Source organism: Kribbella sp. CWNU-51, assembly GCF_054073265.1.
Window position 1 is genome coordinate 30,276 of sequence record NZ_JBSXMZ010000006.1, and the last position, 26,033, is coordinate 56,308.

A 26,033-nucleotide genomic window follows, 5' to 3' on the forward strand; every position below is an offset into this window, starting at 1 on the left:
TCCATTCCTTTCTGGGACAGCTCATCGCGTCCGGGCTCTGTCAGGTCGGTGTTCGGGGATCAGGGACAAGTTCTGGATCGCTGCCAGCGCGTACTGCGACGCGCTGTTGGTGCTGACGAACGCGGCCTCGTCGACCGGCATCAGTGCGCCGTCGATCGCGGTGGTCCGCCACTCCGTTTGGCGTTGCAGGGCGTTGCGGTTGCGCTGGTCGCCTTCGTCGACGAAGAACTTGTGCCAGGCCAGTCGGGCCAGCTCCGCGTCCCCGCTGCGGCTGGCGGCGTACGCGGCGAGCCGGCTGTGGGCCTGGACGAGTGAGATGCCTTGGAGCGGTTGACCGACCTCGGCGGCCTGCTGCTCGGGCGGCAGCAGGTAGAGCCGGCAGTAGTCCAGCCACGCCTTCTCGAACCCGGGTACGTCGAGGTCCAGGTCGATGAGCTCCGAACAGATCTCGGGCAGCCCGAAGAGCGACGACAGGTGTGATACCGCGATGGAGCGTCGGCTCGTGTCGAACCGCCCTGTGGACAGGTCCAGCCGCGCGTTACCGGTGAGGAATCCGTAGTGGAGTGCTGCGATGTCGGCCATCGTCCCGACCAGCCGGGCTCGGGCTCGCTCGTCCCCATGCCGCTCCCACCGCGTGAGCCACGCCGCGGCGAGCGCGCCCCAGTCGACGCCCAGCTCGACAGACAGCGCATGCGGGTCGGGGGAGTAGACGTCAGGTCGCACCTTGCGCTGGGGATCGACGACCAGGAACATCTCCTCGATGGTCGCCAACTCGTCCATCAGGTCGCCGGTCCGCTCATCCGCGGTGAGGTAGTAGTAGAAGCGCCGATAGATCGCGTTGGAGATGCGCACCTGCTTGCAGCTGCACCCCCAGTGCTGCACGTTGTGCCGCGAGCCCAGACCCTTCCACCGGCCCAAGTGATGTACGTCGACCTCGCTGGTGTGCCGGGTCATCGCCTCGGCGAATCGGAACACGTCCGCCCGACCGGTCCGCAGGTACTGGTACCAGAGCCATAGATCCGGCGAGAGCTCCGAGTTGTCCCACGCATAGCCACCGACGTCGTACCGCCACGTGTGCCGGTCCCGGTCGTAGGTGTGCATGACGTCGCCGTAGTCCCAGAACCCGTACCAGCGCCGTTGCTCTCGCTGTCCGACGTAGTACTGGAAGAGGAAGTTCAGCCGCGCCTCGATGTCCTGGTGGTCGGCGGTGGGCAGACTCCAGCTGCCGAAGACACCTGTCTCCAACAGCCGTGCTGGAGCGACGGCGAGTAGACCGGGGGAGTTCAGCAGCGCTGCGTGCTCGGCCAGGTCGTCAGCGGCCGGAGTGGTGTCGTGTACTCGCAGTGTCAGCTCATGGGTACGCGCGATGCCGTGAGCGTTGCCGAAGCCCGGTTCGTAGTCCTCGTAGGTGATCTCGAGTCCTTCGAGCTGCTCGGCGTGCGTGTCCTGGTCCATGCCGTCGTGCCAGTAACGCACGTCCATGGCCGGTGCACTGGGCGACCACATCCAGACCGTCGCGGTGGCGAGGTCGGTGGCCGCGTTGCGGATGTCCAGGCGGGTCGGGTGGAGCTTCCAGAAGTCGCGGAGTCCGAAGCCCAGTCCGCCGCTGACACCACCGACGTACCCATAGCCAGGCGATCTGGTCCCGGCCGGGATCGTCACCCACGCGTGGTCCGCGCCGGTGCGCTTGCGCAGCGTGAAGCCGTCGGCGCTGCTCTGGTCGAGCGTGTAGTCGGTCCACTGCGGGATGAGGTGCAGGCGGTCCGACACCTCGGGGTTGGGGATCTCCTCGACCGCATGGCCGGCCACCTGCTCACGTCGTACGTCTTCACCTGGATCGCGGCGCAGACCGGTCAGACCGCGGACTGCCTCGGTGAGGAAGCCGGACGGGCCGGCCAGGCGGATGTGGCGGTTGTGGGGTTCGTCGCGCATGACCACGTCAGCGCTGAGTCCCAGCCCGGCCAGGAAGTCCCGGTCGGGATCGCCGTCCCAGATGAAGCTGTGCACGACGCGTACGTCGGTCGCACCGGCGTAGAAGTAGAGCCGGACGGAGAACGGCAGCCAGTCACCGTGTTTGCCTTCCAGCCTGACCACCGCGCGGACCGGTCCGTCCTGCTCGACAATGAGATTGTCGACAGTCGCCGTGGTCTGTTGCCGGTGACGACCCAGATCCTCGTCCGGCGCGTCTTGTCGCACGCTGACCAGACGGACCTCGCTCACGACCTCCTGGTCGCCGTAAGCGATCGACGCGATCAGCGACGGCTTGCGCAGCGTCCATGTGACCTCGCCGGTCGTCACCCGGACTTCAGCACCCGCCCGCGTCACTTGGACCGGCCGGATCGGCGCCGTCGGCGCGCCGGTGACGAGCTCGTACGACGACTCCGGGTGCTCGGACGGGCCGATCGCGTGGGCGGACCACTTGATCGAGCCGTCCGGCCAGGTCGCGGTCGTCCAGCTCTGCACCGGCGTACCGTCGGCGATCGCGAACCGGGTGCCCTCGGCAACCGTGCCGCGCGGCCACGGGACGCCCCAGGAAACGCCTTGCCGGCAAGGAGTTTCCAGCCATTGCAGGGTTGTCATTCTTTCACCGATCCGATCAGGACGCCTTTGGCGAAGTGCTTCTGCAGGAACGGGTAGAAGAGCAGGATCGGCAGTGTCGCCACCACCACGACCGCGAACTTCAGGCCCTGCTCCGGGAACGTGACGGTCTCCAGTTGCTGCAGCACGTTCGCCGAGTCGGCGTTCGCCGCCGTGAGCTGGCGGACGATCATCTGCAGCGTCCACTTGTGGCTGTCGTCGATGTAGAGCAAGGGCGACATGTAGTCGTTCCAGATCCCGACCGCGTAGAACAGCGAGAACGTCGCGATGATCGGCTTCGACAACGGCAGCACGATCCGCAGGAACACGTTCAGCTCGTTGCAGCCGTCGATCCGGGCCGCCTCCTCGAGCGCCTCGGGCAACTCCTGGAAGAAGCTCTTCACCACGATCAGGTAGAACGGGTTGATCGCCAGCGGCAGGATCAGCGCCCAGTAGCTGTCCAGCAGACCCAGATTCCGCACCACCAGGTACGTCGGGATCATGCCGCCGCTGAACACCAGCGTGAAGATGACCAGATTCAGTATGAGCGCCCGACCCGGCAGGAACCGCTTCGCCAACGGGTAGGCCATGGTCAGCGTGAGCACCAACTGGACGACCGTGCCGACCGCGGTCACGCCGATCGTGGTCAGCAACGCCCGCACGAACGTGTCGGTGGAGAAGATGTAGTGGTAGGTGTCCGTGACGAACTTGTGCGGCCACAGGAAGAACGGCCGCGAGCTGATCTCGGACTCGGTCGCGAACGACCCGGCCAGGACATACAGCAGCGGCAGGACCGTGACCAGCGACAGAGCGGTCAGCACGACGGCATTCAGTACGTCGAACGCGCGGCTGCCGCGGGAGTCGTAGTACCGGACGGAGTGGTTGGTTGCCATGGTCACAGCCCCTTCAGAACAGGCCTCGCTGGCCCAGACGCTTGGCCAGGAAGTTGGAGCCGAAGATCAGCACGACACCGACGAAGCCCTTGAACAGGCCGACCGCGGTCGCGTAGCTGAACGAACCCTGCGTGATGCCGACGTAGTAGACGAACGTGTCGAACACGTCGGCGACGTCGCGGTTGAGCGAAGTGGTCATCAGCCAGATCTGCTCGAACCCGGAGTCCATCAGATGACCGGACGTCAGGATCGCCATCACCACGATCGTCGGCCGGATCGCCGGCAGCGTGATGTGCCAGAACTGCCGCCACCGGCCGGCGCCGTCCACCCGGGCCGCCTCGTACAGCTGTGAGTCCACCCCGGCCAGTGCGGCCAGGTAGATGATCGTGCCCCAGCCGGTCTGCTTCCACAGCAACTGCAGCACGATCAACGGCCGGAACCACGCGGCCTGCGCGACGTAGTCCGTCTTCTGCCCGCCGATCAGGCTGTGGATCCAGTTCGCGATCACGCCGAAGTCGACCGAGAACAGCAGGTACGTCAGCGACGCGACGATCGTCCACGACAGGAAGTGCGGGATGTAGATCAGTGACTGCACGGACCGTTTCAGCACCCGGACGCGCAGCTCGTTCAGCATCAGCGCGACGACGATCGGCGCCGGGAAGACGAACACGATCGTGAGCAGCGCGAGCAGCAGGGTGTTGAACATCAGCCGGCCGAAGTCCGGCCCGGTGAACAGCTCCTGGAAGTGCTTCAGCCCGACCCACTCACTGCCTGAGTAGCCCAGGAACGGCACGTAGTCCTTGAACGCGATGGTCAGGCCGTACATCGGCAGGTACTTGAAGACGACGAAGTACGCCAGACCAGGTAGCAGCAACAGGTACAGCCACCGGTACCGCAGCAGATCCCTCCACAACGGCACCGCGCGCGTACGGCGTTTGCGCTTCGGAGGGGAGGCCTGCCGCGGAGCACTCGCGGCAGGCTGCACCACCTCCGGCACCAGATCGGTGGCCATGGATCAGCCGCCGGCCTTGGCTGCCAGGTCGTTGACCTCCTGGACGATCTGCGTGCCGCCACCGTCGTACCAGCGCTTGATCTGCGCCTTCAGCTGGTCCTCGGTGATCGCACCGGACAGGTACTTGATCCGGGCGTCCGGGATGATCGTGTCCAGGGTCTGGCCCTTCGCCACCGCGGTCGGCGCGATCACGCTGAGGGCCGGGTTGAAGACCGCGGTCTTCAGGTCCTCGTTCATCAGCACGTCGAACTTCTCCCGCATCGCCCGGCTGGCCGCGTCGTTCGGCCGCGGCGCGTACGCACCGAGCCCGACCGAGGCCCGGGTGCCGAGCTGGATGAAGGCCTTGTCCACGTCGTTCTGGATCGCCTTGACCTTCGGGTCGTCGGCGTTGATCGGCACGGCGTACTGACCGTCGGCCTTGAAGTTGCGGCCCTCGATCCCGTTGGTGAGCAGGATCGAGCCCTCCTTGGACTCGAGCTTGTCGAGCGTCTGCAGCACCTGGTCGAGCTGCTCCTCGGTCCGGATGTGCTGCTTGGAGATCGCCATCACCATGTTGTAGCCGGTGAACGGGTAGGAGAACTTCTGCCCGTCGGAGCGCTTCAGGTTCCCGACCAGGGTGACCTTGTCGAAGTCCTTCGGGTTCTTCTCCTTGAACAGGTCGAGCAGCTGGGTGGCCCGCACGTTCACGTCGATGATCATGCCGCCCTTGCCCTGCACGAACGGGTCGTTCCAGTTCGCGCTGTCCAGGGTGGCGAAGTCCGGGTTGACCAGGCCTTCCTGCACCCACTTGCGCAGCCACTCGTTGGCAGTCAGGAACTCGGGGGTGTCGAAGCCCGGCACCAGTTTGCCGTCGCGCTCACCCCACCCGTTCGGAGCGCCGAACCAGGTCTCGATGACGTCGTACGGGCTGGCGCTGGCGTAGTTGCCGGGCCACTTCGGGATGATCAGGCCGTAGGTGTCCTTCTTGCCGTTGCCGTCCGGGTCCTGCTCGGTGAACGCCTTGGCGATCGTGTAGAGGTCGTCGACGGTCTGCGGTTCCTTCAGGCCGAGCTTGGCCAGCCAGTCCTTGCGGATCACGATGCCGGACCGCAGCAGCGGGCGGACCCGGTAGATGCCGTAGGTCTTGCCGTTGGTCATCGAGTTCTTCGCGGTCTGCTCGTTGGCCGGCTTGAGGTTCGGGTACTTGTCGAGCTTGCCGGTCAGGTCCCAGAACGCGCCCGCCTCGGCGGCCTTGACGAACGAGGGGCTCTTCTCGTTCGCGACCATCACGTCCGGGATCTTGTCCGAGGCGAGCGTGACGTTCGACTTGTCGCCGTACTCGGCGTTCGGCACCCAGGTGATCTTGAGCTTCTTGCCGATCAGCTTCTCGACGGCCTGCTGCAGCTCGCCGCCCGGGTCGGGCGCGGTGCCGAACAGCGGCGCCATCACGGTGAGCTCGCTACTGGCCGCCTGGCCTTCTTTGCTGTCGCCGCCGCCACCGGAGCAGGCGGAGGCGAGCAGTGCCGTCGACAGGGCGACGGTGACGGCGAGGCGCCGTCGGGAGAGGATGGTCATGAGTTCCCTTTCAGGTGCAGGCGCGCCTCGTTCTCGGCGAAGAAGCGCAGGCAGAGCCAGGTGTTGAGCTGGATCCAGCCGCCGCCGGCCAGCACGATCCCGAGCACCGGGAACTTGGCTGACACGTAGGCGATGGACACCGCGACGAAGAGCAGGACCAGCGACGACGCCGGCCGCGCGAGGGCGACCAACGATGCCTTGGGCAACAACTCGCGGACCCGGAGGTCGTAGTGCACGGCCATCGGGAGCAGGTAGGCGGCGATCACCCCGAGGGCGACCAGCGCGACGAGGCTGATCAGCCGGGGGAGTGACGCCTTCGCGCCCAGCGACGCGAAGTACAGGTAGTTGCCGATCAGGAGGACGGCGGCCGCGACGAGCGGCAGCACCACGAGCGAGCCGCGGCGGAACTCCCGGCGGACCGCGGTGCGGAAGGCAGGCAGAGCATGAAACGATTCACCGGAGGACCTGCGTCTGGCCAGGGAATACGCTGCGAGCGTGGCCGGGCCGATACCCAGCGCGACACCGCCGAGCAGGGTGCAGAGGATCCAGAGCGCGTTCAGCTTGATCGCCCAGACGACCTCATCTGTTGCGTTGTAGAGCTTGATGGACCAGCCACTCATGCTGCCTGCCTAGGTCTTTCGGGCGAAAAGTGATGTGACCATATAGTTGAATCGTCTCAACGTCAACGCTTTGGAAAGCGTTTGTCAGGGAGCGGTCACGGGGAGCCGGATCGAGTGCTGGGAGAAGCCGCTCAGGCCGGGCGAATCCGCAGATTCGCGTACTCGCCGATCAGCGGCGCCATCTGCCGGAAGCCGATCTTGCCGCCGGTCAGCGGCTGGTCGTCGTACCACTGGAAGCTGATCAGCTCGTTGACTGCGAACGTGATCAGGCCGCGGTCGACGGAAAGCCTCAGTTTGTAAGGACCTTGGGCGTCCTCGACGCCCGGAATGGGATCGGCGCCCTGCGCGACGAGGTGGAAGCCGTGGCTCTTGCGCAGGTTGCAGGTGTGGAAGGCGCGCTCGGCCGGCCAGCGGCGGCGGAAGTACGAGACGTGGTAGGTGTCCAGATCGCCGTGGTGGTACTGCTCGTACGGGCCGGTGCGTGGACTCAGGTCGAAGAGATCCTCGCCGCCGCGGCCCTTCGCGTGGAAGAACAAGATGCACAGGCCCGGCTCGCGGATGGGCCAGAAGTCCCACTCCACGGTGATATCCGGCGGGAAGTCGTCGGGACACCAGAGCACCAGGTTGGCGTCCTGGCCGTCCTCGGCCGGGCGCACGCTCTCCAGGCGAAGCCGGCCGAGCGGGAACGAGACGGCGCCGTCGCCTTCCATCCGGAAGCCGGCGAGATCGTCCGGCGATGCCAGTGGGTTCTCGTAGAGCATCAGCGGCGGGTGTAGTCGCTGGACTCGCGGACGATCAGATCCGGCTGGAAGATGACCTGCCGATGACGATGCCGGTCGGCCGCCTCGACCTCCTCCTGCAGCAGTTCCATCGCCGACCGGCCGAGCAACTCGGCCGGCTGCCGCACCGACGACAGCGGTACGGCGGCTGCCCGCGCGAAGTCGATGTCGTCGTACCCGACGATCGCCATGTCCTCCGGCACTCGCAGGCCGGCCACGGACATCGCCTGCAGGAAGCCCAACGCGAGCAGGTCATTCGCAAGGAAGGCCGCCGTCGGGCGTGATCGCGCGGGCAACGCGGCGATCTGCTCGCCGATCGCGCGGCCCTCGACCACGCCCATCACGTCGACCTCGTAGTACTGGAGATCGACGGTGTCCGCCGCTGCGACGGTTGCGGTGATGCCGGCCATCCGGTCGGACACCTGCTGCATGGTAAAAGGCCCACCGATAAAGGCGATCCGCCGATGGCCGGCTTCGATCAGATGGTTTCCGGCGAGGCGCCCGCCGAGTTGGTCGTCGACGCTCACCGAACACAGTCCGCGGTCCGCGGCACGGTCCACCAGGACGACCGGCGTACCGCGGGCGACCAGCGCGGTCAGGCGGGGATCGGTGCTGTCGAAGGGCGTTATCAGTATGCCGAGGACGCGCTGCTGCTCGAGCTGGTCGAGGTGATGGCCTTCGCGCACCGGGTCTGTCTTGCTGTTGCAGAGCATCACGACGGTGTCGTGCTCATAGGCCAGCGCTTCGGCACCTTCGGCGAGGTCGGTGAAGAACGGGTTCGCGACGTCGAGCACAACTAGTCCGACAGTCCGGCTCCGCCCCGCCCGCAGGTGCCGGGCCGCCTCGTTCCGCACGAACCCGAGCGCCCGAATGCTGTCCTGCACCCGCTGCCTCGTCGCCGGCGCAACGATCCATGGCCGATTGAGCACATTGCTGACAGTGCCCACCGAAACCCCGGCCCGATGCGCAACCTCCTTGATGCTGGGCGTCGCCATCGTCCCCCGTCCAGCAGCCGTCACCGTCCGCCGCAGTCTATCCAGCCCTCCATTGAATCGTCTAAATACGGTCCGCGGCCCGCTTTCGCGGCGACTGATTCCGACCACCTTCGGCCGCAGGGCCACGACAACGTGCCTCAGGCCCGCCGAACTATGCGCCGAACCCGAACGCCCTCATTCGCGCCAGGTCGGCTGAACCGTGAGCCCTCAACTGTCGCCAACTCCTCAGCATCTCGGCCATGACGTCGTCGTATATCCACTCACCGTCGCCATTTCGGTGTGATGTTTCCCCTTGTGGATAAGGGTTTTCGGGGCCTCGTCGGATTTGCCGCGGCCCGATAGCGATGCGTAGAATCGCACACATGTTCGAAGGAGATCTGGCGACGCTGCCGACGGCCGACCTGCTGGCCTCGGCCGCCGAACACGACGCCGAGGCCCGGCGGGTCGACGCGCGGCGCCTCCTGCACGCCCAGATCTACGCCGACCGCTACCACCCCTCCGCCCACCCAGGCCGACCCGGCCGCCGGTCCTGCGACGGCCGCGAACGCGCGGTGGTGCTGGGTGGCGACGGCTGCCCGGAGATCCTGGAGTTCGCGATCGCCGAGTTCGCGGTCATGCTCGGCATCTCACCCCGGGTCGCGGCGAACTACATCGGCCAAGCCGTGGCGTTGCGGCACCGGTTCCCCTTCACCTGGGCCAGAGTCCAGGCCGGCGAGGCGACCGCGTGGAAGGCGTGCCGGATCGTCGCCGACTGCGCGAAACTGACCCAGGACGCCGCCGCCTACGTCGACCAGCGCATCGCGCCATTGGTGGACTCGATCACCCCGTACCGGCTGAACAAGATCATCACCGCCGCCAAACTGCACGCCGACCCCGACCTGGCCCGGGCCGAGGCCGACGAGCAGGCCCGCGAACGCGGCGTGTTCATCGGCCGCTCGGACACACACGGCACCAAAACCCTGTACATCAAAGCCGCCGCCGGCGCAGTCATCCGCAACAAGGCCACCCTCGACGCGATCGCCGAGGCCTTGAAGACCTTCGGCGACACCCGCCCCGTCCAGCACCGCCGCGCCGACGCGGTCGGCATCATCGCCGACCCCCGCTACACCCAAGAACTCCTCACCCAAGCCCGCACCCACCACCTCACCAACACCCCAGCCAGCACCGGCACCGCGGACACGACCGGCGCCGCGGACGCCACCGCGGGTGCCACCGAGCCAGGCGCCACCGTTCCGAGCACCAGCGCTCCGGGTGCCGCGGAAGGCGGGACCGCTCGGGGCAGCACCGCTCCGGACACCGCCGCTCCCGACAGCTTGGACCCGGAGGTAGACCCGCACGAGGACCGGGCGAGCGTCTGCGACGAACCCGGCCCGGACGACGAGGCCGACCGCGACGCGCCCCACCCGAGTGGCAGTGATCTGCCCGACCCCCTCGACACCCCCGACACCGTGCCGATCGAACCCTTCGACCCCTCCGACCCTGGCCTACACCTCGACCACCCCGACGACGGTGAACCCCTGGACGCCGCCGCCCACCGCGCGCTGCACGCGCGCCTGGCCAAGATCAAACTCGACGCCTACACCCACCCCAGCACTCCAACCGGCACTGACCGCACGGGCGGCGCCAGCGGCAGTGGACGGGTGCGTCCGGGCCAGACCGAGGTCTATGTCCATCTCACCGACCACACCCTGGCCACCGGGACCGGCGTCCTGCGCGCCGAGGGCATCGGGCCGCTGCTCGCCGACCAACTAGCCGACCTCATCGGTTACGGGCCGTACACCGTGAAGCCGGTCATCGACGTCAACGACGCTGTCAGCGTCGACGCCTACGAGATCCCCGACCGGATCCGCGAGCGCGTCAAACTCACCCACGCCGTCGAACTCTTCCCCTACGGCACCCAAGAAACCCACCGCGGCATGGACCTGGACCACCTCCAGCCCTACGACCCGCTCGGTCCACCGGGTCAGACCAGCACCACCAACCTCGCGCCGTTGGGCCGCTTCGGCCACCGGGTCAAGACCCACGCCCACGGGTGGACCGTCCACCGCATCGACCACCAGACCCTGGAATGGACCACACCCCACGGCTTCACCTTCCACGTGGCCCCCACCGGCACCATCAGAGTCAACCGTCCCCGAAGCGAATACCCGACCTAACCACCCTGCTCGTTCCGGCGCTTGACGGTTGCCTGTGTTCGACACCGCACGACTACGCCGACACTCCCGGCCATCTCGGCGTGTGAAGAGATACCGCCAGCCGCTGAAAGTCGCCGCCTCTGGGAGGTCGCCCGTCTCTGGGGAAGCTCGCTGCCTCTCGGCGGCCGTTCCCCGGGTGCCTTCGGCGGCGCACGTACGGCAACGGTGGCGGCGCGCACTGGTAACACCTCGGAGCCTACGGCGAAGGCGAACCCGTCGCGGTCAACGCAGACCCCGAGCAGCAGACGGTGCACGGGCGCGGCCGGCCGGTGCATCGTCCTCTGGTGGTTGCTCTGGTCCTGACAGACGCAGGTGTGGCGGATGGGTCGCATCCTTCGTCTGCACCAAGGCAACAAGGAGCCCCACCATAATCGCCGAGGACGTCGACCGGTCACATGGTGCAAACGATCGGGTTAGCGAGGTTGGTCGGCTGCACCACCGCTCAGGGTGCGAACCAAGCGTGCAGCTGGATTCGTCCTGCGGGTCATCGGCAAGCAGATGGTGATGTGGTCGAGCCGGCCTGCTGCGGTCCAGCCTCATCCTGCTGCGCCTCTGGGCGACCCTCGCAGATCAGATCCAGTTCCCCATGGCTGCGTCGCCGCGGGCAGTGGTCTCGCCGATTGCGTCCGGTCGTGTTGGCGCTGCGCGACTGCCGCCGGAGGCGGCCGAAAGACTGGCGCCGCGAGGGGGTGTCCTTTAGGCAGGTTCTCTCGACGGGTAAGTGACTCATGGGTAACATCACCGTATGGCGAGTCAGGTGTTGGGGATGTGGGAGCGGTTGCGGGTGGTGCCCGGTGGGGAGCGGGTGTTTTCGCGGGCGTTCACGTGGCGGGCGCCGTACTTCCGGTCGATCCGGCCGCGGTTCGTGCAGGTGAGTCCGAACTATGCGGCGCTGGTGCTGCCGAAGCGTCGGGCGGTGCAGAACCACATCGGGACCGTGCATGCGATTGCCGTGTGCAACGGTTTGGAGGCGGCCATGGGGGCGTTGGCGGAGGCGACGGTTCCGCGCGGCAAGCGGTGGCTGCCGAAGGGGATGGAGGTCGCCTACCTGGCGAAGTCCACGTCCAACCTGACCTGCTCCGCCGAGACGGATCCGGGTGCTTGGAGCGCGGGTCCCGACGTACCCGTGAAGGTCAAGGCCACTCGCGACGACGGCACCGTGGTTGTGGAAGGCATGATCCACCTGTGGGTGACGGACCGGCCCGCGTCGTAGGGTCGACGGCGTGACTGATGCGCTGCGGTTGGTGGACATCACCGAGGACCACCTCGAGGACGTGTTGCGGGTCCGGAGGCAGTCGTTCGGGGCGTTGGGGTCGGGGGCCCGGGACGAGTGGTGGAAGTACGCCGTCAAGTTCCTCGAGGACGGCCGGTACGTCGGGGTCGCCGACGGGGACGAGGTGGTCGCGGCGGCTCGGTTCTGGGACTTCGAGCAATGGTGGGGCGGTCGGCGGGTCCCGATGGCGGGTGTGGCCGGTGTGGTGGTGGCACCGGAGTACCGCGGGCGTGGTGTCGGCAGCAAGTTGATGCGTGGGGTGCTGCGGCGCGCGGCCGAGAAGGGCTTCCCGCTGTCTGGGCTGTATCCGGCGACCACGGTGATCTATCGGCACCTCGGCTACGAGTTCGGCGGTTCGCGGTACAAGTTCTCCTTCCAGTCCGCGGATCTGCGCCGGCTCGGCGGCAAGGACGTCAGTATCCGGAGGGCCGGTCCCGGCGACGCCGAGCGGTTCCGTGAGGTGGCGAGTCAGGTGAACGAGTCCCGGCGGGCGAACGGTCCGCTGATCTGGCCGCTCGACGAGATCGAGGAGTGGCTCGCGGACGAGGACAACACCGCGTTCCTCGCCGAGGACGGCTTCGTTCTCTACAACTGGGCAGGCGACGAGGAGTTGGGGATCGAGGAGTTGATCGCCGGCTCGGAGCGGACCGCCCGGGCGTTGTGGGCGACCGTCGGTTCGGGGTCGTCGACCGCCAAGACGGTGCATGCCTACCTTTCGCCGGCCGATCCGATCCACTTCATGGTCGAGACCGAGGCCGCGAAGTCGGCCGAGATCCAGCGGTGGATGCTGCGGCTGCTCGATGCCCCGGCGGCGATCGCGGCCCGCGGGTTCGCGGCGGGCGCCGTACTGGAGTTGGACGTGCGCATCGAGGATCCCGACGTACCGGAGAACAGCGGGGACTGGCATCTGTCGGTGGCTGACGGATCGGGGCAGCTGACGAAGGCGCAGTCGTCTGGTGACGCAATCGGGGTCGGACCGCGTGGATTGGCTGCTTTGTACGCCGGTACGTCGCTCGCCGCGCTGCGGGGAGCGGGATTGCTTCAGGGCGGATCGGTGGCCGCGGATCTCGCCATCGAGGCTGCCTTCGCCGGGCCGACGCCGTACATGCTCGACTACTTCTGATCCGGCGCGTCGATTTCCGGCTGTCCGGGACCGCCGACTAGGGTTGTCGAACAAACGTTCGGAGGTGGTCCATGCGCGTGCTCGGCGTCGACCCGGGGCTCACCCGGTGCGGCCTCGGCATCGTCGAGGGCACCCCGGGCAAGCCGCCGACGCTGGTCGCCGTCGGGGTGATCCGGACGCCGGCGGACCTGGATGTGGCCAAGCGGCTGGTCCGGATCGAGGCCGAGCTGGAGGAGTGGATCACCGAGCATCGGCCGGATGCGGTCGCGGTCGAGCGGGTGTTCGCGCAGCAGAACGTCCGCACGGTGATGGGTACCGCGCAGGCGTCCGGAGTCGCCATGGTCGTCGCGGCCCGGCGCGGTCTGCCGGTTGCGTTGCATACGCCCAGTGAGGTCAAGGCCGCCGTCACCGGATCGGGCCGCGCGGGCAAGGAGCAGGTGACCACGATGGTCACCCGGATTCTCAAGCTGGCCGAGCGTCCGACGCCCGCTGACGCAGCCGATGCGCTGGCGCTGGCGATCTGTCACGTCTGGCGTGGTGGCGTGACGAGCAAGTTGCAGGAAGCGGCCGCGAGCCGAACGAACCTCGAGGCCCTGGCGCAGGCGCAGTCCCGCCTGCAGCTGGCCAGGTTGCGGGCCGCGGTGGCAGCACAGGAAGGCAGGAGATGATCGCGTTCGTGCGGGGGCCGGTGGCGGCCATCGGAGTGGACAGTGCCGTGATCGAGGTCGGGGGAGTGGGCCTGCAGGTGTTCTGCCATCCCGGCACGCTGGCGGGGCTGCGGCCGGGGCAGGAGGCCCGGGTCGCGACCTCGATGGTCGTGCGGGAGGACTCGCTGACGTTGTACGGGTTCTCGGACGACGACGAGAAGGACCTGTTCGAGCTGCTGCAGACGGCGTCCGGCGTCGGGCCGAAGCTGGCGCAGGCAGCGCTGGCCGTGCTGAGCCCGGACCAGCTGCGACAGGCCGTTGCGACCGAGAATCTCGCCGTACTGGTGAAAGTTCCCGGCATCGGCAAGAAGGGCGCGCAGCGGATCGTGCTGGAGCTGAAGGACAAGATCGGCGCGCCGTCGAAGACGGTCACCGGCCGCCCGCTACAGGCACAGGAGGCCTGGCGTGACCAGGTGCACGCCGGTCTGGTCGGCCTCGGTTGGTCAGCGCGGGACGCGGAGGACGCCGTGACCGCGGTCTCGCCGCTCGCCGCCGACAGCCCGAACCCGTCCGTCCCCGACCTGCTCCGCGCCGCGCTGCGCGTGCTCTCGAAGGCGTAATCCATGGAGGACAACGTCCGGCCGCTCGTGTCCGCGGACGCGGTGGATCTCGAGGAGCGCAAGATCGAGTCCGCGCTGCGGCCGCGCACTTTGGCCGAGTTCGGCGGGCAGCGCCGGGTCAGCGAGCAGCTCGAGCTGGTCCTGCACGCCGCCCGCGGACGCAACCGGGCTCCGGATCACGTCCTGCTGTCCGGCCCGCCCGGGCTCGGCAAGACCACGCTGGCGATGATCATCGCCAGCGAGCTGTCCGCGCCACTGCGAGTGACCAGTGGTCCGGCGATCCAGCACGCCGGCGACCTGGCCGCGATCCTGTCCGGGCTGAGCGAGGGCGAAGTGCTGTTCCTCGACGAGATCCACCGGATGTCGCGGCCCGCCGAAGAGCTGCTCTACATGGCGATGGAGGACTTTCGGGTCGACGTGATCGTCGGCAAGGGGCCGGGCGCGACCGCGATCCCGCTGGAGATCCCGCCGTTCACGCTGGTCGGCGCGACCACGCGCGCCGGGTTGCTGCCGGGGCCGCTGCGGGACCGGTTCGGGTTCACCGGTCACCTGGAGTTCTACGAGGCCGCCGAGCTGGAGAAGATCGTGAACCGGTCGGCCGCGCTGCTCGAGGTCGACATCACCCCGGAGGCCGCGGCAGAGATCGCGTCCCGGTCCCGCGGTACGCCGCGGATCGCGAACCGGCTGCTTCGCCGGGTCCGCGACTACGCGGAGGTACGGGCCGATGGCATCGTGACGCTCGCGCTGTCGAAAGCGGCGCTGGAGCTGTACGAGGTGGACAAGATGGGTCTGGACCGGCTCGACCGGTCCGTTCTGGACGCGCTGTGCCGCCGATTCGGCGGGGGACCGGTGGGTCTTTCCACGTTGGCGGTTGCGGTCGGCGAAGAACGTGAGACCGTGGAGGAAGTGGCCGAGCCATTCCTGGTCCGGTCCGGTTATCTGGCCCGTACGCCGCGCGGCCGCGTCGCCACGCCCGCGGCCTGGCGGCACATCGGGCTCAAGGTCCCGAAGGGCGCCACCTTCGCGGACACCCTGTTCGACACCGACGACGACTGAAAGAGTTCGACCCAGACTGACACCGAGGGAACGTCCGTGGGTGCCGGTACGTAGACACTGCGTAGCGAGTAACTCAAACGTGACCCGGTGTCATGAGGTACTTGTTGCCGCTCAGGGTTAGACTCCCCGATGGCCTGACCTCAGGCCATTCCGCTGCGACCTGCGCGCTTGAGCAGAGCGTGCCGGACGACCGTACTCCCGATCGACGAAGGATTCTGAGACCCGATGCAACTCCTCGCCGTACCGATGGCCTCTTCCGGCGGCTCCGGCATCACGCTGCTGCTGCCGCTGATCCTGATTGTCGGGATGATCTGGTTCATGAGCCGCACGCAGCGTAAGCAGCGCAGCCGGCAGGCAGAGACGGTGGCCGCGCTCACCCCCGGCACCAAGGTGATCACCACCAGCGGTCTGGTCGGCATCGTCGAAGAGACCGACGACGAGTACGTGACCCTGGAGATCTCCGAGGGCGTGCTGGTCCAGGTGGTCAAGGCCGCGGTCGGCCGGGTCATCCCCGACGAGGACGCCGCCGACGAGGTGGACGAGCCGGTGATCGACGAGGCCGCCAAGGACACCGTCGACGTACCGCACGCCGGCAAGGACAAGGCCGACGGCAAGGTGCAGGACGCGCCGAAGCTGCCGCCGACGCACACCGAGAACTGATTTCCGTCCCAACGGCCTGCGGCGCGACGCCCGGCGTCCACTCGACGTTGCGGCGCGCCCAGAAGCACAAAGGTTGAATCTGACGTGGCAACGACGACGACATCCAGGCCCTGGCGGAACTTGATCGCCCTGGCGGTCATCGTGGTCCTGCTGTTCGGGATCATGGCGCTGACCAACACCTGGAAGCCCAAGCTCGGCCTGGACCTGCGCGGTGGCACCACCATCACGCTGACCGCGAAGCCGGTCGCCGGCAGCGGCTCGGTGACCGCCGATCAGCTGAACGAGGCGAAGAACATCATCTCTCAGCGGGTCAACGGCGCGGGTGTCGCGGAGGCCGACATCACCACCTCCGGCGGAAACCACATCAACGTGGCCGTCCCGGGCGCCACGCAGGACGCGCTGGTGAAGCAGGTCGGCCAGACCGCGCTGCTCTACTTCCGGATCGTGTACGACGCCCAGGCGCTCGCGCCGGCGGCGACACCGACGCCGACTCCGTCCACGACGCCGAAGCCGAGCACGACGCCGAAGCCCAGTACGACGGTGAAGCCCAGCACCACGGTCAAGCCGAGCACCACCCCGAAGGGCCGGGCCTGGACCAGTGCGCTCGGTGAGGCCACGCCGACTCCGAAGCCGAGCACCACGCCGACCGCGAAGCCGAGTACGCCGGCCGCCGTACCGTCGGCGCCCGCGACGAACACCGGCGACCCGTTGACCTACACCCCGGACGCGGCGACGCAGGCGGCGTTCGCGGCGTTCAAGTGCGGTGACCCGCAGACCCAGGACCCGAACCTGCCGCAGTTCTCCTGTGACCGCAACCAGCAGTACAAGTACCTGCTCGGCCCGGCGATCCTGAAGGGCACCGACCTGGCCGACGCCACCGCGGGCATCCCGCAGGGCGGCTTCCAGTGGCAGGTGAACCTGAAGTTCACCGGTGAGGGCGGCGACAAGTTCCTCAAGGCCACCACGAACATCTCCCAGCGCGGCCAGGGCCAGAACCTGTTCGCGATCGTGCTCGACGGGGTGACGATCTCGACGCCGAGCGTGGAGAACCCGATCCCGGGCGGCCAGGCGCAGATCACCGGCACGTTCAGCGAGGCCGAGGCGCGCGACCTGGCGAACGTGCTGAAGTACGGCGCCCTGCCGGTCTCGTTCGACATCTCCTCGGTCGAGACCGTGTCGCCGCAGCTCGGTGGCGACCAGCTGACCGCGGGCATCTGGGCCGGCATCATCGGCCTCATCCTGGTCGTCCTGTTCTGCTTCCTGTACTACCGGGGGCTCGGGATCGTCGTGGTGGCGTCGCTGGGGATCGCGGGCATCCTGGTGTACCAGCTCGTCTGTCTGCTCGGCCATGCGATCGGGTTCACCCTGACCCTGGCCGGCATCGCCGGTCTGATCGTGGCGGTCGGTATCACCGCGGACTCGTTCATCATCTACTTCGAACGACTCCGCGACGAGGTGCGTGAGGGCCGCAGCCTGCGCTCCTCGGTGGAGACCGGGTGGGCCCGGGCCAAGCACACGATCATCGCGGCCGACTCGATCTCGCTGCTCGCCGCGGCGGTGCTCTACGTCCTGGCGATCGGCAGTGTGAAGGGCTTCGCGTTCACGCTCGGCCTGACCACGCTGCTCGACCTGCTGATCGTGTTCATGTTCACCAAGCCGCTGGTCACGCTGCTGGCCCGGACCGACTTCTTCGGTCACGGCCACAAGCTGTCCGGTCTGGATCCCGAACATCTCGGTGTCGAGCGGCTGCCGGGCCAGACGAAACCGTCGGCCCGGCCTGCCAAGCCGTCGTCGAGGCCCAAGCCGGTTGGAGGGGAGGTCTGATGTCGAAGCTCGGACAGCTGGGTGCCAAGCTGCACCGCGGTGAGGTCTCGTACGACTTCATCGGTCATCGCAAGCTCTGGTTCGGCATCTCCCTGGCCCTGATCGTCGTGTCGCTGGTCGGCCTGTTCGCCCGCGGCCTGGCGCTCGGCATCGAGTTCAAGGGCGGCGTCGAGTACCAGGCGAACGTCAAGGTCACCGGTAGCACCGTCGACGACTTCACGAACGTGGTGCGGGCGACCAATGCCAAGGATCTCGGCGACCCGGTCGTGACCACCATCGGCTCCGACAAGGTGCGGGTGCAGACCAAGCCGCTGGCGCAGGACGACATCGCGAAGGTCCGGGCCGCAATCGCCAAGCAGGCCGGGATCCCGATCGAGCAGGTGACCTCACAGCAGATCGGCGCGTCCTGGGGCAAGCAGATCGCGGACAAGGCGATCTGGGCGCTGGTTGTGTTCCTCGGCCTGGTGTTCCTGGTGATCTGGGCCTACTTCCGAGAACCCAAGGCCTCGGCGGCCGCGATCATCGCGCTGATCCACGACGTGACCATCACGGTCGGCGTCTATGCGCTGGTCGGCTTCGACGTCACACCGGCGACGGTGATCGGCGTACTGACGATCCTCGGTTACTCCCTGTACGACACCGTCGTCGTGTTCGACAAGATCCGGGAGAACACCCGGGGCATCACCGGGAACAACCGCTACACCTATTCCGAGGCGACCAACCTGGCCGTCAACCAGACCGTCGTACGGTCGATCAACACCACGGTGACCGCGTTGCTGCCGATCGCCTCGATCCTGGTCGTCGGCACCGTGGTGCTGGGGACCGGGCCGCTCAAGGACCTGTCGCTGGCGCTGTTCGTGGGTGTCGCGGTCGGTGCGTACTCGTCGATCTTCATCGCGCCGGCGCTGCTCGCGACCTTCAAGGAACGCGAGCCGGGCATGCAGGCGCTGAACCGCCGGGTCATGGCCAGGCGGGCCCAGGCGGCGAGCGCGGCTGCTCCGGTCGCGGTGGCGACCGCTGGTGCTGGTGCGGCCGCCGCGCGGTCCGTCCAGCAGGACACGCCGCGCAAGAAGGACCGGCCGGCAGGTACGGCGCCGACGCCGGCGGCACGCCCGATGAAGGCGACAGCGGCCGGCCGGCCGCAGCCGACGCGCAAGCCGCGGTCGAAGCGCGGTAAGTGATGCGGTCGCTCGAGCAGGTCCTGTCCGACGGCATCCGCGACATCCCGGACTACCCGCAGGCGGGGGTGGTGTTCAAGGACATCACCCCGCTGCTGGCCGACCACAGCGGGTTCGCCCAGGTGGTCGAGGCGCTGGCCGCCTCCGGGAAGGACGACGACGGGAACCCGGTGGTCGACAAGGTGGTCGGGATCGAGGCGCGCGGGTTCATCCTGGCCGCCCCGGTCGCGCTCGCCCTCGGCGCCGGGTTCGTGCCGGTGCGGAAGAAGGGCAAGTTGCCGGCTGCGACGTACGAGGAGTCGTACGCGCTGGAGTACGGCGAGGCGACCATCGAGGTGCACCAGGACGCGTTCGCGCCGGGGGAGCGGGTGCTCGTGATCGACGACGTCCTCGCCACCGGCGGCACGGTCGAGGCGTGTCTGCGGCTGATCCGACGCTGCGGCGCGGAGGTGCTGGGGACGACGGTTCTGCTCGAACTTTCCTTCCTGCCGGGCCGCAAACGCCTCGCCGACGAGCAGTTGACCGCCCTCGTCACGGTGTGAGTCAGTTGTCCTACCCGGCGTGTTGTCCACAGGGTGTTTCTGCCTCGCTGGCCGTCGCCCCCTAGACTGGTGGTCTGTCGGCGGAGGGACACAACGTGGGCGAAGACCCGGCGATGACATCGGCGGTGCCGAATGTGGTACCGCAGGAGCCCCCGCGCGCGCCCACACCCGTGCGCCCGGCGCCCGTGTCGCCGCCTGCCGCCCAACCGCCCCGGATCGCACCCGCCCGCGTTCGCGCCCGGCTCGCCCGCCTCGGCGGCACCAGGCACCCGAACCGCGCGCCGATGCTCGAGCCGCTGTTCCGGGTCGTCCGTGCGACCCACCCGAAGGCCGACCTCGGCATGATCGAGCGTGCCTACCGGACCGCGGAGAAGTACCACACCGGCCAGCTCCGCAAGAGCGGCGACGCGTACATCACGCACCCGCTCGCGGTCGCCACCATCCTGGCCGAGCTCGGTATGACGGCGCCGACCCTGTGCGCCGCGCTCCTGCACGACACCGTCGAGGACACGCCGTACACGGTCGCGGACCTGACTCGAGACTTCGGCGAAGAGATCGCCATGCTGGTCGACGGCGTCACCAAGCTCGACAAGGTCAAGTACGGCGAGTCCGCGCAGGCCGAGACCATCCGCAAGATGGTCGTCGCGATGGCCAAGGACATCCGGGTGCTGGTGATCAAGCTCGCCGACCGGCTGCACAACATGCGCACGCTCGGCTTCCTGCGGCAGGAGAAGCAGGAGCGGATCGCCCGCGAGACCCTCGAGATCTACGCTCCGCTGGCTCACCGGCTGGGCATGAACACGATCAAGTGGGAGCTCGAGGACCTGTCCTTCTCGACCCTGCACCCGAAGGTGTACGACGAGATCGTCCGGCTGGTCGCCGAGCGCGCGCCGTCCCGGGACGAATACCTCGCCTCGGTCATCGACCAGGTGCACGAGGACCTGCGCGGAGCCAAGGTGAAGGCGACCGTCACCGGCCGGCCGAAGCACTACTACTCGATCTACCAGAAGATGATCGTCCGCGGTCGCGAGTTCGGCGACATCTACGACCTGGTCGGCATCCGCGTGCTGGTCGAGTCGGTCCGGGACTGCTACGCCGCGCTCGGGATACTGCACGCGCGGTGGAACCCGGTGCCCGGCCGGTTCAAGGACTACATCGCGATGCCGAAGTTCAACATGTACCAGTCGCTGCACACCACCGTGATCGGGCCGCAGGGCAAGCCGGTGGAGCTGCAGATCCGGTCGTTCTCGATGCACCGCCGGGCGGAGTACGGCATCGCCGCGCACTGGAAGTACAAAGAGGACCCGACGACCGCCGCGCCGGACGTGGCCGGTGCGCCGACCACCGAGATCGGCGGGCCGAACGAGATGCCCTGGGTGCGGCAGCTCGTCGACTGGCAGCGGGAGACCTCCGACCCGTCGGAGTTCCTCGACTCACTGCGGTTCGAGATCAACAACTCCGAGGTCTACGTCTTCACCCCGCGCGGTGACGTGATGTCGCTGCCGACGGGGTCGTCGCCGGTCGACTTCGCGTACGCGATCCACACCGAGGTCGGGCACCGCTGCATCGGCGCCCGGGTGAACGGCCGGCTCGTGCCGCTCGAGAGCACCCTCGAGAACGGTGACGTCGTCGAGGTCTTCACCTCCAAGGCGCAGGGCGCCGGTCCGTCGCGCGACTGGCTGACGTTCGTCAAGAGCCCCCGCGCACGGAACAAGATCAAGCACTGGTTCTCCAAGGAGCGCCGCGACGAGGCGATCGAGCACGGCAAGGACGCGATCGCCAAGCAGCTCCGCAAGGAGGGCCTGCCGCTGCAGCGTCTGCTCTCGCACGAGACGCTCACCGCGGTGGCCAACTCGCTGCGCTACCCGGACGTCACCGGTCTGTACGCCGCGGTCGGCGAGAGCCACGTCAGCGCACAGGCCGTCGTACGGCGTCTGATCGAGACGTACGGCGGTGAGGAGGGCGCGGCCGAGGATCTGTCCGAGGGCGTGCGGCTGCCGGCCAGTCGTGAGCGCCGGAAGCGGACGGCTCGCGGCGACGCCGGTGTCATCGTCAAGGGCGCGACGGACGTGCTGTCGAAGCTGGCCCGGTGTTGTACGCCGGTACCGGGCGACGAGATCATCGGCTGGATCACGCGGGGCGCCGGGGTTTCGGTGCACCGGGCGGACTGCGCCAACGTCGAGAACCTGCAGACCCAGCCGGAGCGCATCGTCGAGGTCGAGTGGGCCCCGACCGCTCAGTCGGTCTTCCTGGTCGCGATCCAGGTCGAGGCACTGGACCGGGCCCGCCTGCTCTCGGACATCACCCGGGTGCTGTCCGACTACCACGTGAACATCCTGTCCGCGGCCCTCACCACCACCCGCGACCGTATCGCCAAGTCCCGCTTCACCTTCGAAATGGGCGACCCCACCCACCTCGGCCATGTCCTGAAGGCCGTCCGCTCCGTCGAAGGCGTCTTCGACGTCTACCGCGTCACGCAATAATCCGGTCGACACCACCTCCGGTGCTCGGCAAGCTGGTCCGATGCCCTTTCCTGATGAGATCCACGCGTCGATTTCAGTTGTCGACTATCAGCCGGGGTGGCCGGACGAGTTCGAGCTGATCGCCGGGAAGCTGGCTGCGGCGCTGGGGCATCGGGCGGTGGCAGTGGATCATGTCGGATCCACCTCGGTGCCCGGTCTGCCGGCCAAGGACTGCATCGACGTGCAGGTGCGGACTGCCGACCTGGACGGCGATGGGCTGGTCGAAACGATGGAAGGGCTGGGCTTCCGGTTGAGGACGGAGCCGTGGAACGTCCTCGAGGTCTCCAGCGGTACGGAGAGCCGCAAGCGGGTCTTCGCACTACCTGCGGGCCGACGAGGCGGCGCGGGTCGGGTGGGGAGCGTTCAAGCAGCGGCTGGCGGTCAGCGTGACCGACTGGGCGGACTACGGGCAGATCAAGGCACCGGCGACGCAGGTGCTGATCGCGGGCGCCGAGCGGTGGGCGCGGGAGACCGGCTGGTCGCCCAGCTGACCTGGTTGCGTTTGAGGGCCGGGGGAGACTGCGAGTATGAGCTCGTCAGGTCGGCTTGGACGTCGCGGACTGTTGGTAGCGGGTGCTGGGTTGGTCGCCGGGTGTAGTGGATCTTCGGCTGATAGTGGGCCGAGCAGTTCGGTCGCCTCGAGTCCGGCGGGGACGCCGAGTGCACCGGGTACGTCGGGCACGTCGACGGTGCCGAGTCCGTCGAGAGCGCCTAGTGCGCCGGCCTCTACCCCCACGGTCGCGCTGCCTTCGGTGCGGGCGTGGACACCTGGATCCGGGGAGATCCAGCCTGAGGCCAAGGCGGTGGCGGTGGCGGCTGTGGTGAAGTTGCTGCGGCCGGCTGGGACGCGGTCGGTGGTCGAGGTGATCGACGCTCAGTACGGCGGGATCCTGAGTGACTCGGCGAGCGTGCTGGTGCCGTGCCGGGTGTACACGATCAGCGGTGGGCGTGTCGTCAGTGGCGGTACGACGGTCGACGTACGGCTGAGCAAGTCGCGGGGGAGCTGGCGGGTGACGGCGACGCATCCGGCCCAGCCTGGAGCGGCGGCCGCGCGGTTGTCGGCGGCGGCGCGGCAGGTGCTGGCGAGTGATCGGATCTCGTTGCCGCCGGCATCCGCGGCCGACATCCGGTCCGGGCAGGTGCATGACAGCGTGCTCACCACGATGCTGCAGCTCGCCACGACGTACCGGATCGGGATCAGTGTGATCCGCTCCGGTCATCCACTGGATGTCTTCGGCACCAACCGGCCGAGCGATCACCCGCGCGGGCGGGCGTTCGACACCTGGCAGATCGACGGTCACCCGGTCGTTGCCCCGAGCACCTCACGGTCGCTGATCACGTCGTACATGCGGGCGGCGGAGTCGCTCGGCTCGTACAACGTCGGCGGCCCGTACCAGCTGTCCGGTGCGGCGTTCTTCTCCGACCAGACCCACCACGACCACGTGCACGCCGGCTTCCAGACCTGAGCGTCAGTCCCACTCCCACGCGATGCCGACCGTGCCCGGATCGGTGGACGGCTCCACGACGTGCGCCCGGCCATCGGGAGTGAGCATCAGGTCGCGCCGTACGAGGTCGGCCCCACTGGTGTGGCGACGGCGGAACTCGTGCACCCGGACCGGCAGAGCCGCCCGGTCGAACTGCACCTCGAGCACGTAATGGGCCCCGCCCCACTCGTTGAACCGCTGATAGTCCATCGCCGGCAGGCCGGTCCGGTCCTCGATCTCGTAGTGCACGACCGCGGTGTCGCCGACCGCGAGCATGCGGTCGAGCAGGAGTTCGCCGAGCATCGCGCCAGTGTCAGGATGGCGTGCGATCCGGCCGGTCCGGCAGCCGCTCACCGCGCGCAAGGCGATTTGGTCGACGTTGCAGCCCGGCTCGCCTTGGGCAGCGATGATCAGGCGATCCACCGGTTGTACGGCGACGACGCTCTGGGTCACCCGTTTGAGGTGGCCGCTCCGGTCGGGGCCGAGGTGGAGCTCCTCGAGCACGGTCACGTTGCGGAGGCGACCGTGGGCGTCGCGACGGAGCCGATCGAGCAGTTCGGTGAGAGCGACGGCGTAGTCGACGACGGCGTACGGGTGCGCGGAGCAGGCCGGCTCGCTGCGGGCGGGCGGGATGCGGACCGTCAGCCAGCCGGTGGGGAGCTGCAAGAGCTCCTCGAGCGCGGTGATGACGGCCAGCGAGTCGTCGCGCGGGATGCGCCGGCCACTCTGCCACGTGCTGAGCGTGGCGACCCCGACCTGCAGGCCGCGGTCGGCGAGGTGGGTGCGGATCCGGTTCAGGGCGAGGCCGCGGCGCGCGATCGCCTGCCGCAGCGCCTCGGCGAACGACGTCTCAGGAGTCACAGCCGGCACCGACGATTCGATCATGGTGGCGCTCCTAGGGAATGGCGGTCCGCGGCTCAGTGTAAACATTCACAGCACAGTCCGGCACCGGCTTGTCACCCGCTGTTCACGGCGGTTTCGCGTTCACAGCGGACGGTGGCGCCGTACGGCGGTTCTTGCCGGAGCCTGGCCGGGTCCCGACGATGGACATCCACCACCCATCGAAGGAGGCTCCATGAGCAGGCTCCGCCCCCGCCGCTCCTGGTCATTGCTGCTGGCAACGATCCTCGGACTGGCCACGCTGGCACCGCTCGCGCCGCCGGCGTCGGCCGCGCCCGCCAGCTACTACCTGAACGTCACCGGGCAGTCCCAGCAGAAGTCGAACTGGTGCTGGGCGGCGAGCGGCAACAGCATCGCGGCGTTCTACGGACGCGCGTACTCGCAGAACCAGTTCTGCAACCTGGCCTTCGGCAACAGTCAGAACGCGACCTGCCCGAACAACCAGGCCACGCTGGCGAACGACCAGCAGGCGTTCCGCTCGATCGGGATCAGCGCCGGCAGCTACGTCTCGTCCACGCTCAGCTTCAGCACCCTCGTCACCGAGATCGCGGCCGGGCGCCCGGTGATGACGCGGATCGGCTGGACGTCGGGCGGCGGTCACATGATGGACATCATCGGGTACGACTCCTCCGACTCCACGATCGAGTTCTACAACCCCTGGCCGGACGACCCGCGTTACAACTACTCGACCTACAACTGGTACCGGTCGAACTCCCAGTTCACCTGGACCCACTCCCTGTACCGGATCGGAGCCTGACCATGCCCCGTCCCAAGAACATCCTGCTTCGCTCGGCCGCCGTACTGGCCGTCGGTCTCGGACTGCTGATGACGTTGGCCGGTGGTGCGAATGCGGCGACCCCGCAACCGGTCTCCGCCAGTGAGTTGTCCAAGGCAACCACTGCGGCCCAGTCACCGACCGCCCTCCGCCTGCTCGGCAAACTCGCCACCACAAGCTCCGCGAAGACTGCGGGCAAACTCACCGTCGCACCCGACACCCACGCGATCTACGCCCTCAATCCGGCCTTCGTCCGCGACGCCTCGGAGCCCGTGGCAACCTTCTGGTACGCCGCAACTAGCGCCACCCAAGGCGATCAGTCGCTGACCGTCTTCACCGCCCCCGACGCGGCGACCGGCACGTGGCAACCGGTGAATGTGGCCAGCGGCAACACCGAAGCCCGCATGAGCACCGCAGCCCGTGGCGCCCTGATCTTCACCGAACCCCAGATCGGCGCCTGGTACGCCCTCACCGGCACCCAGATCCGTCCCCTCAACCCCGCCGCCACCAAGTCCATCGGCACCGCCCCCATCACCGTCGCCGCCTACCAGGACCTCGTCTCCACCCGCTACTCCAACAAACTCCCCGGCACCCACTACTCCGACCAAGGCACCGCCGGCGGCTACGACACCACCGCCACCACACCCACGGACACCTACAACGACCTGATCCTCCCGCTCACAGCCGCCACCGCACTCCTCCTGGCCCTCGCCATCGGCGTCATCCACCACCGCCGCAGCAAGCCCACCACCGCGAGCTAACCCCTCGAACCCCCGTTCGCCGCGCCAGCCCCTCGGTCCGGCG

General features: G+C 68.1%; 22 protein-coding genes and 1 pseudogene. 15 read left to right on the plus strand and 8 right to left on the minus strand.

Going from position 1 to position 26,033, the window contains the following annotated elements:
* Positions 1–21: 21 nt before the first annotated feature.
* From ACXC9Q_RS08000 to ACXC9Q_RS08030, 7 genes are all read right to left on the minus strand, one after another.
* The gene (locus ACXC9Q_RS08000) at positions 22–2,580 is read right to left on the minus strand and encodes an exo-rhamnogalacturonan lyase family protein (protein ID WP_457055839.1); all 2,559 of its coding nucleotides are present in this window, start codon (positions 2,578–2,580) and stop codon (positions 22–24) included.
* Entirely contained in the window at positions 2,577–3,470 is an 894-nt protein-coding gene (locus tag ACXC9Q_RS08005) for a carbohydrate ABC transporter permease (RefSeq protein WP_457055840.1), read from the minus strand. The genes ACXC9Q_RS08000 and ACXC9Q_RS08005 overlap by 4 nt, the downstream gene beginning before the upstream one ends.
* A 13-nt stretch (positions 3,471–3,483) precedes the next feature.
* Positions 3,484–4,482 (minus strand): ABC transporter permease subunit, encoded by a 999-nt coding sequence (locus ACXC9Q_RS08010; RefSeq protein ID WP_457055841.1) that lies wholly within the window; start codon positions 4,480–4,482, stop codon positions 3,484–3,486.
* 3 nt (positions 4,483–4,485) lie between these two features.
* Positions 4,486–6,036, minus strand: coding sequence for an extracellular solute-binding protein (locus ACXC9Q_RS08015; RefSeq protein WP_457055842.1), 1,551 nt, complete (start codon positions 6,034–6,036; stop codon positions 4,486–4,488).
* Entirely contained in the window at positions 6,033–6,656 is a 624-nt protein-coding gene (locus ACXC9Q_RS08020) for a YesL family protein (protein ID WP_457055843.1), read from the minus strand. Before ACXC9Q_RS08020 ends, ACXC9Q_RS08015 begins: the two co-directional genes overlap by 4 nt.
* 131 nt (positions 6,657–6,787) lie before the next feature.
* Positions 6,788–7,417 (minus strand): DUF1961 family protein, encoded by a 630-nt coding sequence (locus tag ACXC9Q_RS08025; RefSeq protein ID WP_457055844.1) that lies wholly within the window; start codon positions 7,415–7,417, stop codon positions 6,788–6,790.
* Entirely contained in the window at positions 7,417–8,454 is a 1,038-nt protein-coding gene (locus ACXC9Q_RS08030) for a LacI family DNA-binding transcriptional regulator (RefSeq protein ID WP_457055845.1), read from the minus strand. The genes ACXC9Q_RS08025 and ACXC9Q_RS08030 overlap by 1 nt, the downstream gene beginning before the upstream one ends.
* Before the next feature lie 338 nt (positions 8,455–8,792).
* Between ACXC9Q_RS08030 and ACXC9Q_RS08035 the strand changes: the two genes are divergently transcribed.
* The 13 genes and pseudogenes from ACXC9Q_RS08035 to ACXC9Q_RS08095 all read left to right on the plus strand — a co-directional run bounded on the left by ACXC9Q_RS08035 (position 8,793) and on the right by ACXC9Q_RS08095 (position 23,536).
* Positions 8,793–10,586: a DUF222 domain-containing protein gene (locus ACXC9Q_RS08035; RefSeq protein ID WP_457055846.1), complete on the plus strand. Its 1,794-nt coding sequence runs from the start codon at positions 8,793–8,795 to the stop codon at positions 10,584–10,586.
* Between the two features lie 784 nt (positions 10,587–11,370).
* Positions 11,371–11,838, plus strand: coding sequence for a hotdog fold domain-containing protein (locus ACXC9Q_RS08040; RefSeq protein WP_457055847.1), 468 nt, complete (start codon positions 11,371–11,373; stop codon positions 11,836–11,838).
* A 10-nt stretch (positions 11,839–11,848) separates the two neighbouring features.
* Complete coding sequence (locus tag ACXC9Q_RS08045; RefSeq protein WP_457055848.1) at positions 11,849–13,021, plus strand: GNAT family N-acetyltransferase; 1,173 nt, start codon at positions 11,849–11,851, stop codon at positions 13,019–13,021.
* Between the two features lie 71 nt (positions 13,022–13,092).
* Positions 13,093–13,689 carry a crossover junction endodeoxyribonuclease RuvC gene (gene ruvC, locus ACXC9Q_RS08050; RefSeq protein ID WP_457055849.1) on the plus strand — a complete coding sequence of 199 codons (597 nt, stop codon included), beginning with the start codon at positions 13,093–13,095 and terminating at the stop codon, positions 13,687–13,689.
* On the plus strand, positions 13,686–14,288 hold the full coding sequence (gene ruvA, locus ACXC9Q_RS08055; protein WP_457055850.1) for a Holliday junction branch migration protein RuvA: 603 nt from the start codon (positions 13,686–13,688) through the stop codon (positions 14,286–14,288). The genes ruvC and ruvA overlap by 4 nt, the downstream gene beginning before the upstream one ends.
* A gap of 3 nt (positions 14,289–14,291) precedes the next feature.
* Complete coding sequence (ruvB, locus tag ACXC9Q_RS08060) at positions 14,292–15,344, plus strand: Holliday junction branch migration DNA helicase RuvB (protein WP_405067440.1); 1,053 nt, start codon at positions 14,292–14,294, stop codon at positions 15,342–15,344.
* Between the two features lie 225 nt (positions 15,345–15,569).
* Positions 15,570–16,004, plus strand: coding sequence for a preprotein translocase subunit YajC (gene yajC, locus ACXC9Q_RS08065; protein WP_457055851.1), 435 nt, complete (start codon positions 15,570–15,572; stop codon positions 16,002–16,004).
* 84 nt (positions 16,005–16,088) lie between these two features.
* Complete coding sequence (gene secD / locus ACXC9Q_RS08070) at positions 16,089–17,828, plus strand: protein translocase subunit SecD (RefSeq protein ID WP_457055852.1); 1,740 nt, start codon at positions 16,089–16,091, stop codon at positions 17,826–17,828.
* Positions 17,828–19,009, plus strand: coding sequence for a protein translocase subunit SecF (secF, locus tag ACXC9Q_RS08075; protein ID WP_457055853.1), 1,182 nt, complete (start codon positions 17,828–17,830; stop codon positions 19,007–19,009). The genes secD and secF overlap by 1 nt, the downstream gene beginning before the upstream one ends.
* The gene (locus ACXC9Q_RS08080) at positions 19,009–19,548 is read left to right on the plus strand and encodes an adenine phosphoribosyltransferase (RefSeq protein WP_457055894.1); all 540 of its coding nucleotides are present in this window, start codon (positions 19,009–19,011) and stop codon (positions 19,546–19,548) included. The genes secF and ACXC9Q_RS08080 overlap by 1 nt, the downstream gene beginning before the upstream one ends.
* A gap of 284 nt (positions 19,549–19,832) precedes the next feature.
* Positions 19,833–22,031 (plus strand): RelA/SpoT family protein, encoded by a 2,199-nt coding sequence (locus ACXC9Q_RS08085; RefSeq protein ID WP_457055895.1) that lies wholly within the window; start codon positions 19,833–19,835, stop codon positions 22,029–22,031.
* 40 nt (positions 22,032–22,071) lie between these two features.
* Positions 22,072–22,323 (plus strand): annotated as a pseudogene (locus tag ACXC9Q_RS08090) (GrpB family protein); the annotation flags it as partial.
* A 556-nt stretch (positions 22,324–22,879) separates the two neighbouring features.
* Complete coding sequence (locus ACXC9Q_RS08095; protein WP_457055854.1) at positions 22,880–23,536, plus strand: hypothetical protein; 657 nt, start codon at positions 22,880–22,882, stop codon at positions 23,534–23,536.
* A 3-nt stretch (positions 23,537–23,539) separates the two neighbouring features.
* Here the strand turns inward: ACXC9Q_RS08095 and ACXC9Q_RS08100 are convergent, their stop codons facing one another.
* A complete protein-coding gene (locus ACXC9Q_RS08100) occupies positions 23,540–24,439 on the minus strand; it encodes a hypothetical protein (RefSeq protein ID WP_457055855.1) in 900 nt (299 codons plus the stop codon).
* Positions 24,440–24,629: 190 nt separating this feature from the next.
* Here ACXC9Q_RS08100 and ACXC9Q_RS08105 point away from each other — a divergent pair, with 190 nt between their 5' ends.
* Both ACXC9Q_RS08105 and ACXC9Q_RS08110 read left to right on the plus strand, forming a co-directional pair.
* Entirely contained in the window at positions 24,630–25,211 is a 582-nt protein-coding gene (locus tag ACXC9Q_RS08105) for a papain-like cysteine protease family protein (RefSeq protein WP_457055856.1), read from the plus strand.
* Positions 25,212–25,213: 2 nt separating this feature from the next.
* The gene (locus ACXC9Q_RS08110) at positions 25,214–25,990 is read left to right on the plus strand and encodes a hypothetical protein (protein WP_457055857.1); all 777 of its coding nucleotides are present in this window, start codon (positions 25,214–25,216) and stop codon (positions 25,988–25,990) included.
* Positions 25,991–26,033: the final 43 nt, after the last annotated feature.

Bases quoted from the DNA above. Each gene is read 5' to 3' on its own strand.
- ACXC9Q_RS08000 (WP_457055839.1), bottom strand. From the start codon at position 2,580: ATGACAACCCTGCAATGGCTGGAAACTCCTTGCCGGCAAGGCGTTTCC.
- ACXC9Q_RS08005 (WP_457055840.1), bottom strand. From the start codon at position 3,470: ATGGCAACCAACCACTCCGTCCGGTACTACGACTCCCGCGGCAGCCGC.
- ACXC9Q_RS08010 (WP_457055841.1), bottom strand. From the start codon at position 4,482: ATGGCCACCGATCTGGTGCCGGAGGTGGTGCAGCCTGCCGCGAGTGCT.
- ACXC9Q_RS08015 (WP_457055842.1), bottom strand. From the start codon at position 6,036: ATGACCATCCTCTCCCGACGGCGCCTCGCCGTCACCGTCGCCCTGTCG.
- ACXC9Q_RS08020 (WP_457055843.1), bottom strand. From the start codon at position 6,656: ATGAGTGGCTGGTCCATCAAGCTCTACAACGCAACAGATGAGGTCGTC.
- ACXC9Q_RS08025 (WP_457055844.1), bottom strand. From the start codon at position 7,417: ATGCTCTACGAGAACCCACTGGCATCGCCGGACGATCTCGCCGGCTTC.
- ACXC9Q_RS08035 (WP_457055846.1), top strand. From the start codon at position 8,793: ATGTTCGAAGGAGATCTGGCGACGCTGCCGACGGCCGACCTGCTGGCC.
- ACXC9Q_RS08040 (WP_457055847.1), top strand. From the start codon at position 11,371: ATGGCGAGTCAGGTGTTGGGGATGTGGGAGCGGTTGCGGGTGGTGCCC.
- ruvC (WP_457055849.1), top strand. From the start codon at position 13,093: ATGCGCGTGCTCGGCGTCGACCCGGGGCTCACCCGGTGCGGCCTCGGC.
- ruvA (WP_457055850.1), top strand. From the start codon at position 13,686: ATGATCGCGTTCGTGCGGGGGCCGGTGGCGGCCATCGGAGTGGACAGT.
- ruvB (WP_405067440.1), top strand. From the start codon at position 14,292: ATGGAGGACAACGTCCGGCCGCTCGTGTCCGCGGACGCGGTGGATCTC.
- yajC (WP_457055851.1), top strand. From the start codon at position 15,570: ATGCAACTCCTCGCCGTACCGATGGCCTCTTCCGGCGGCTCCGGCATC.
- secF (WP_457055853.1), top strand. From the start codon at position 17,828: ATGTCGAAGCTCGGACAGCTGGGTGCCAAGCTGCACCGCGGTGAGGTC.
- ACXC9Q_RS08080 (WP_457055894.1), top strand. From the start codon at position 19,009: ATGCGGTCGCTCGAGCAGGTCCTGTCCGACGGCATCCGCGACATCCCG.
- ACXC9Q_RS08085 (WP_457055895.1), top strand. From the start codon at position 19,833: ATGCTCGAGCCGCTGTTCCGGGTCGTCCGTGCGACCCACCCGAAGGCC.
- ACXC9Q_RS08100 (WP_457055855.1), bottom strand. From the start codon at position 24,439: ATGATCGAATCGTCGGTGCCGGCTGTGACTCCTGAGACGTCGTTCGCC.
- ACXC9Q_RS08105 (WP_457055856.1), top strand. From the start codon at position 24,630: ATGAGCAGGCTCCGCCCCCGCCGCTCCTGGTCATTGCTGCTGGCAACG.
- ACXC9Q_RS08110 (WP_457055857.1), top strand. From the start codon at position 25,214: ATGCCCCGTCCCAAGAACATCCTGCTTCGCTCGGCCGCCGTACTGGCC.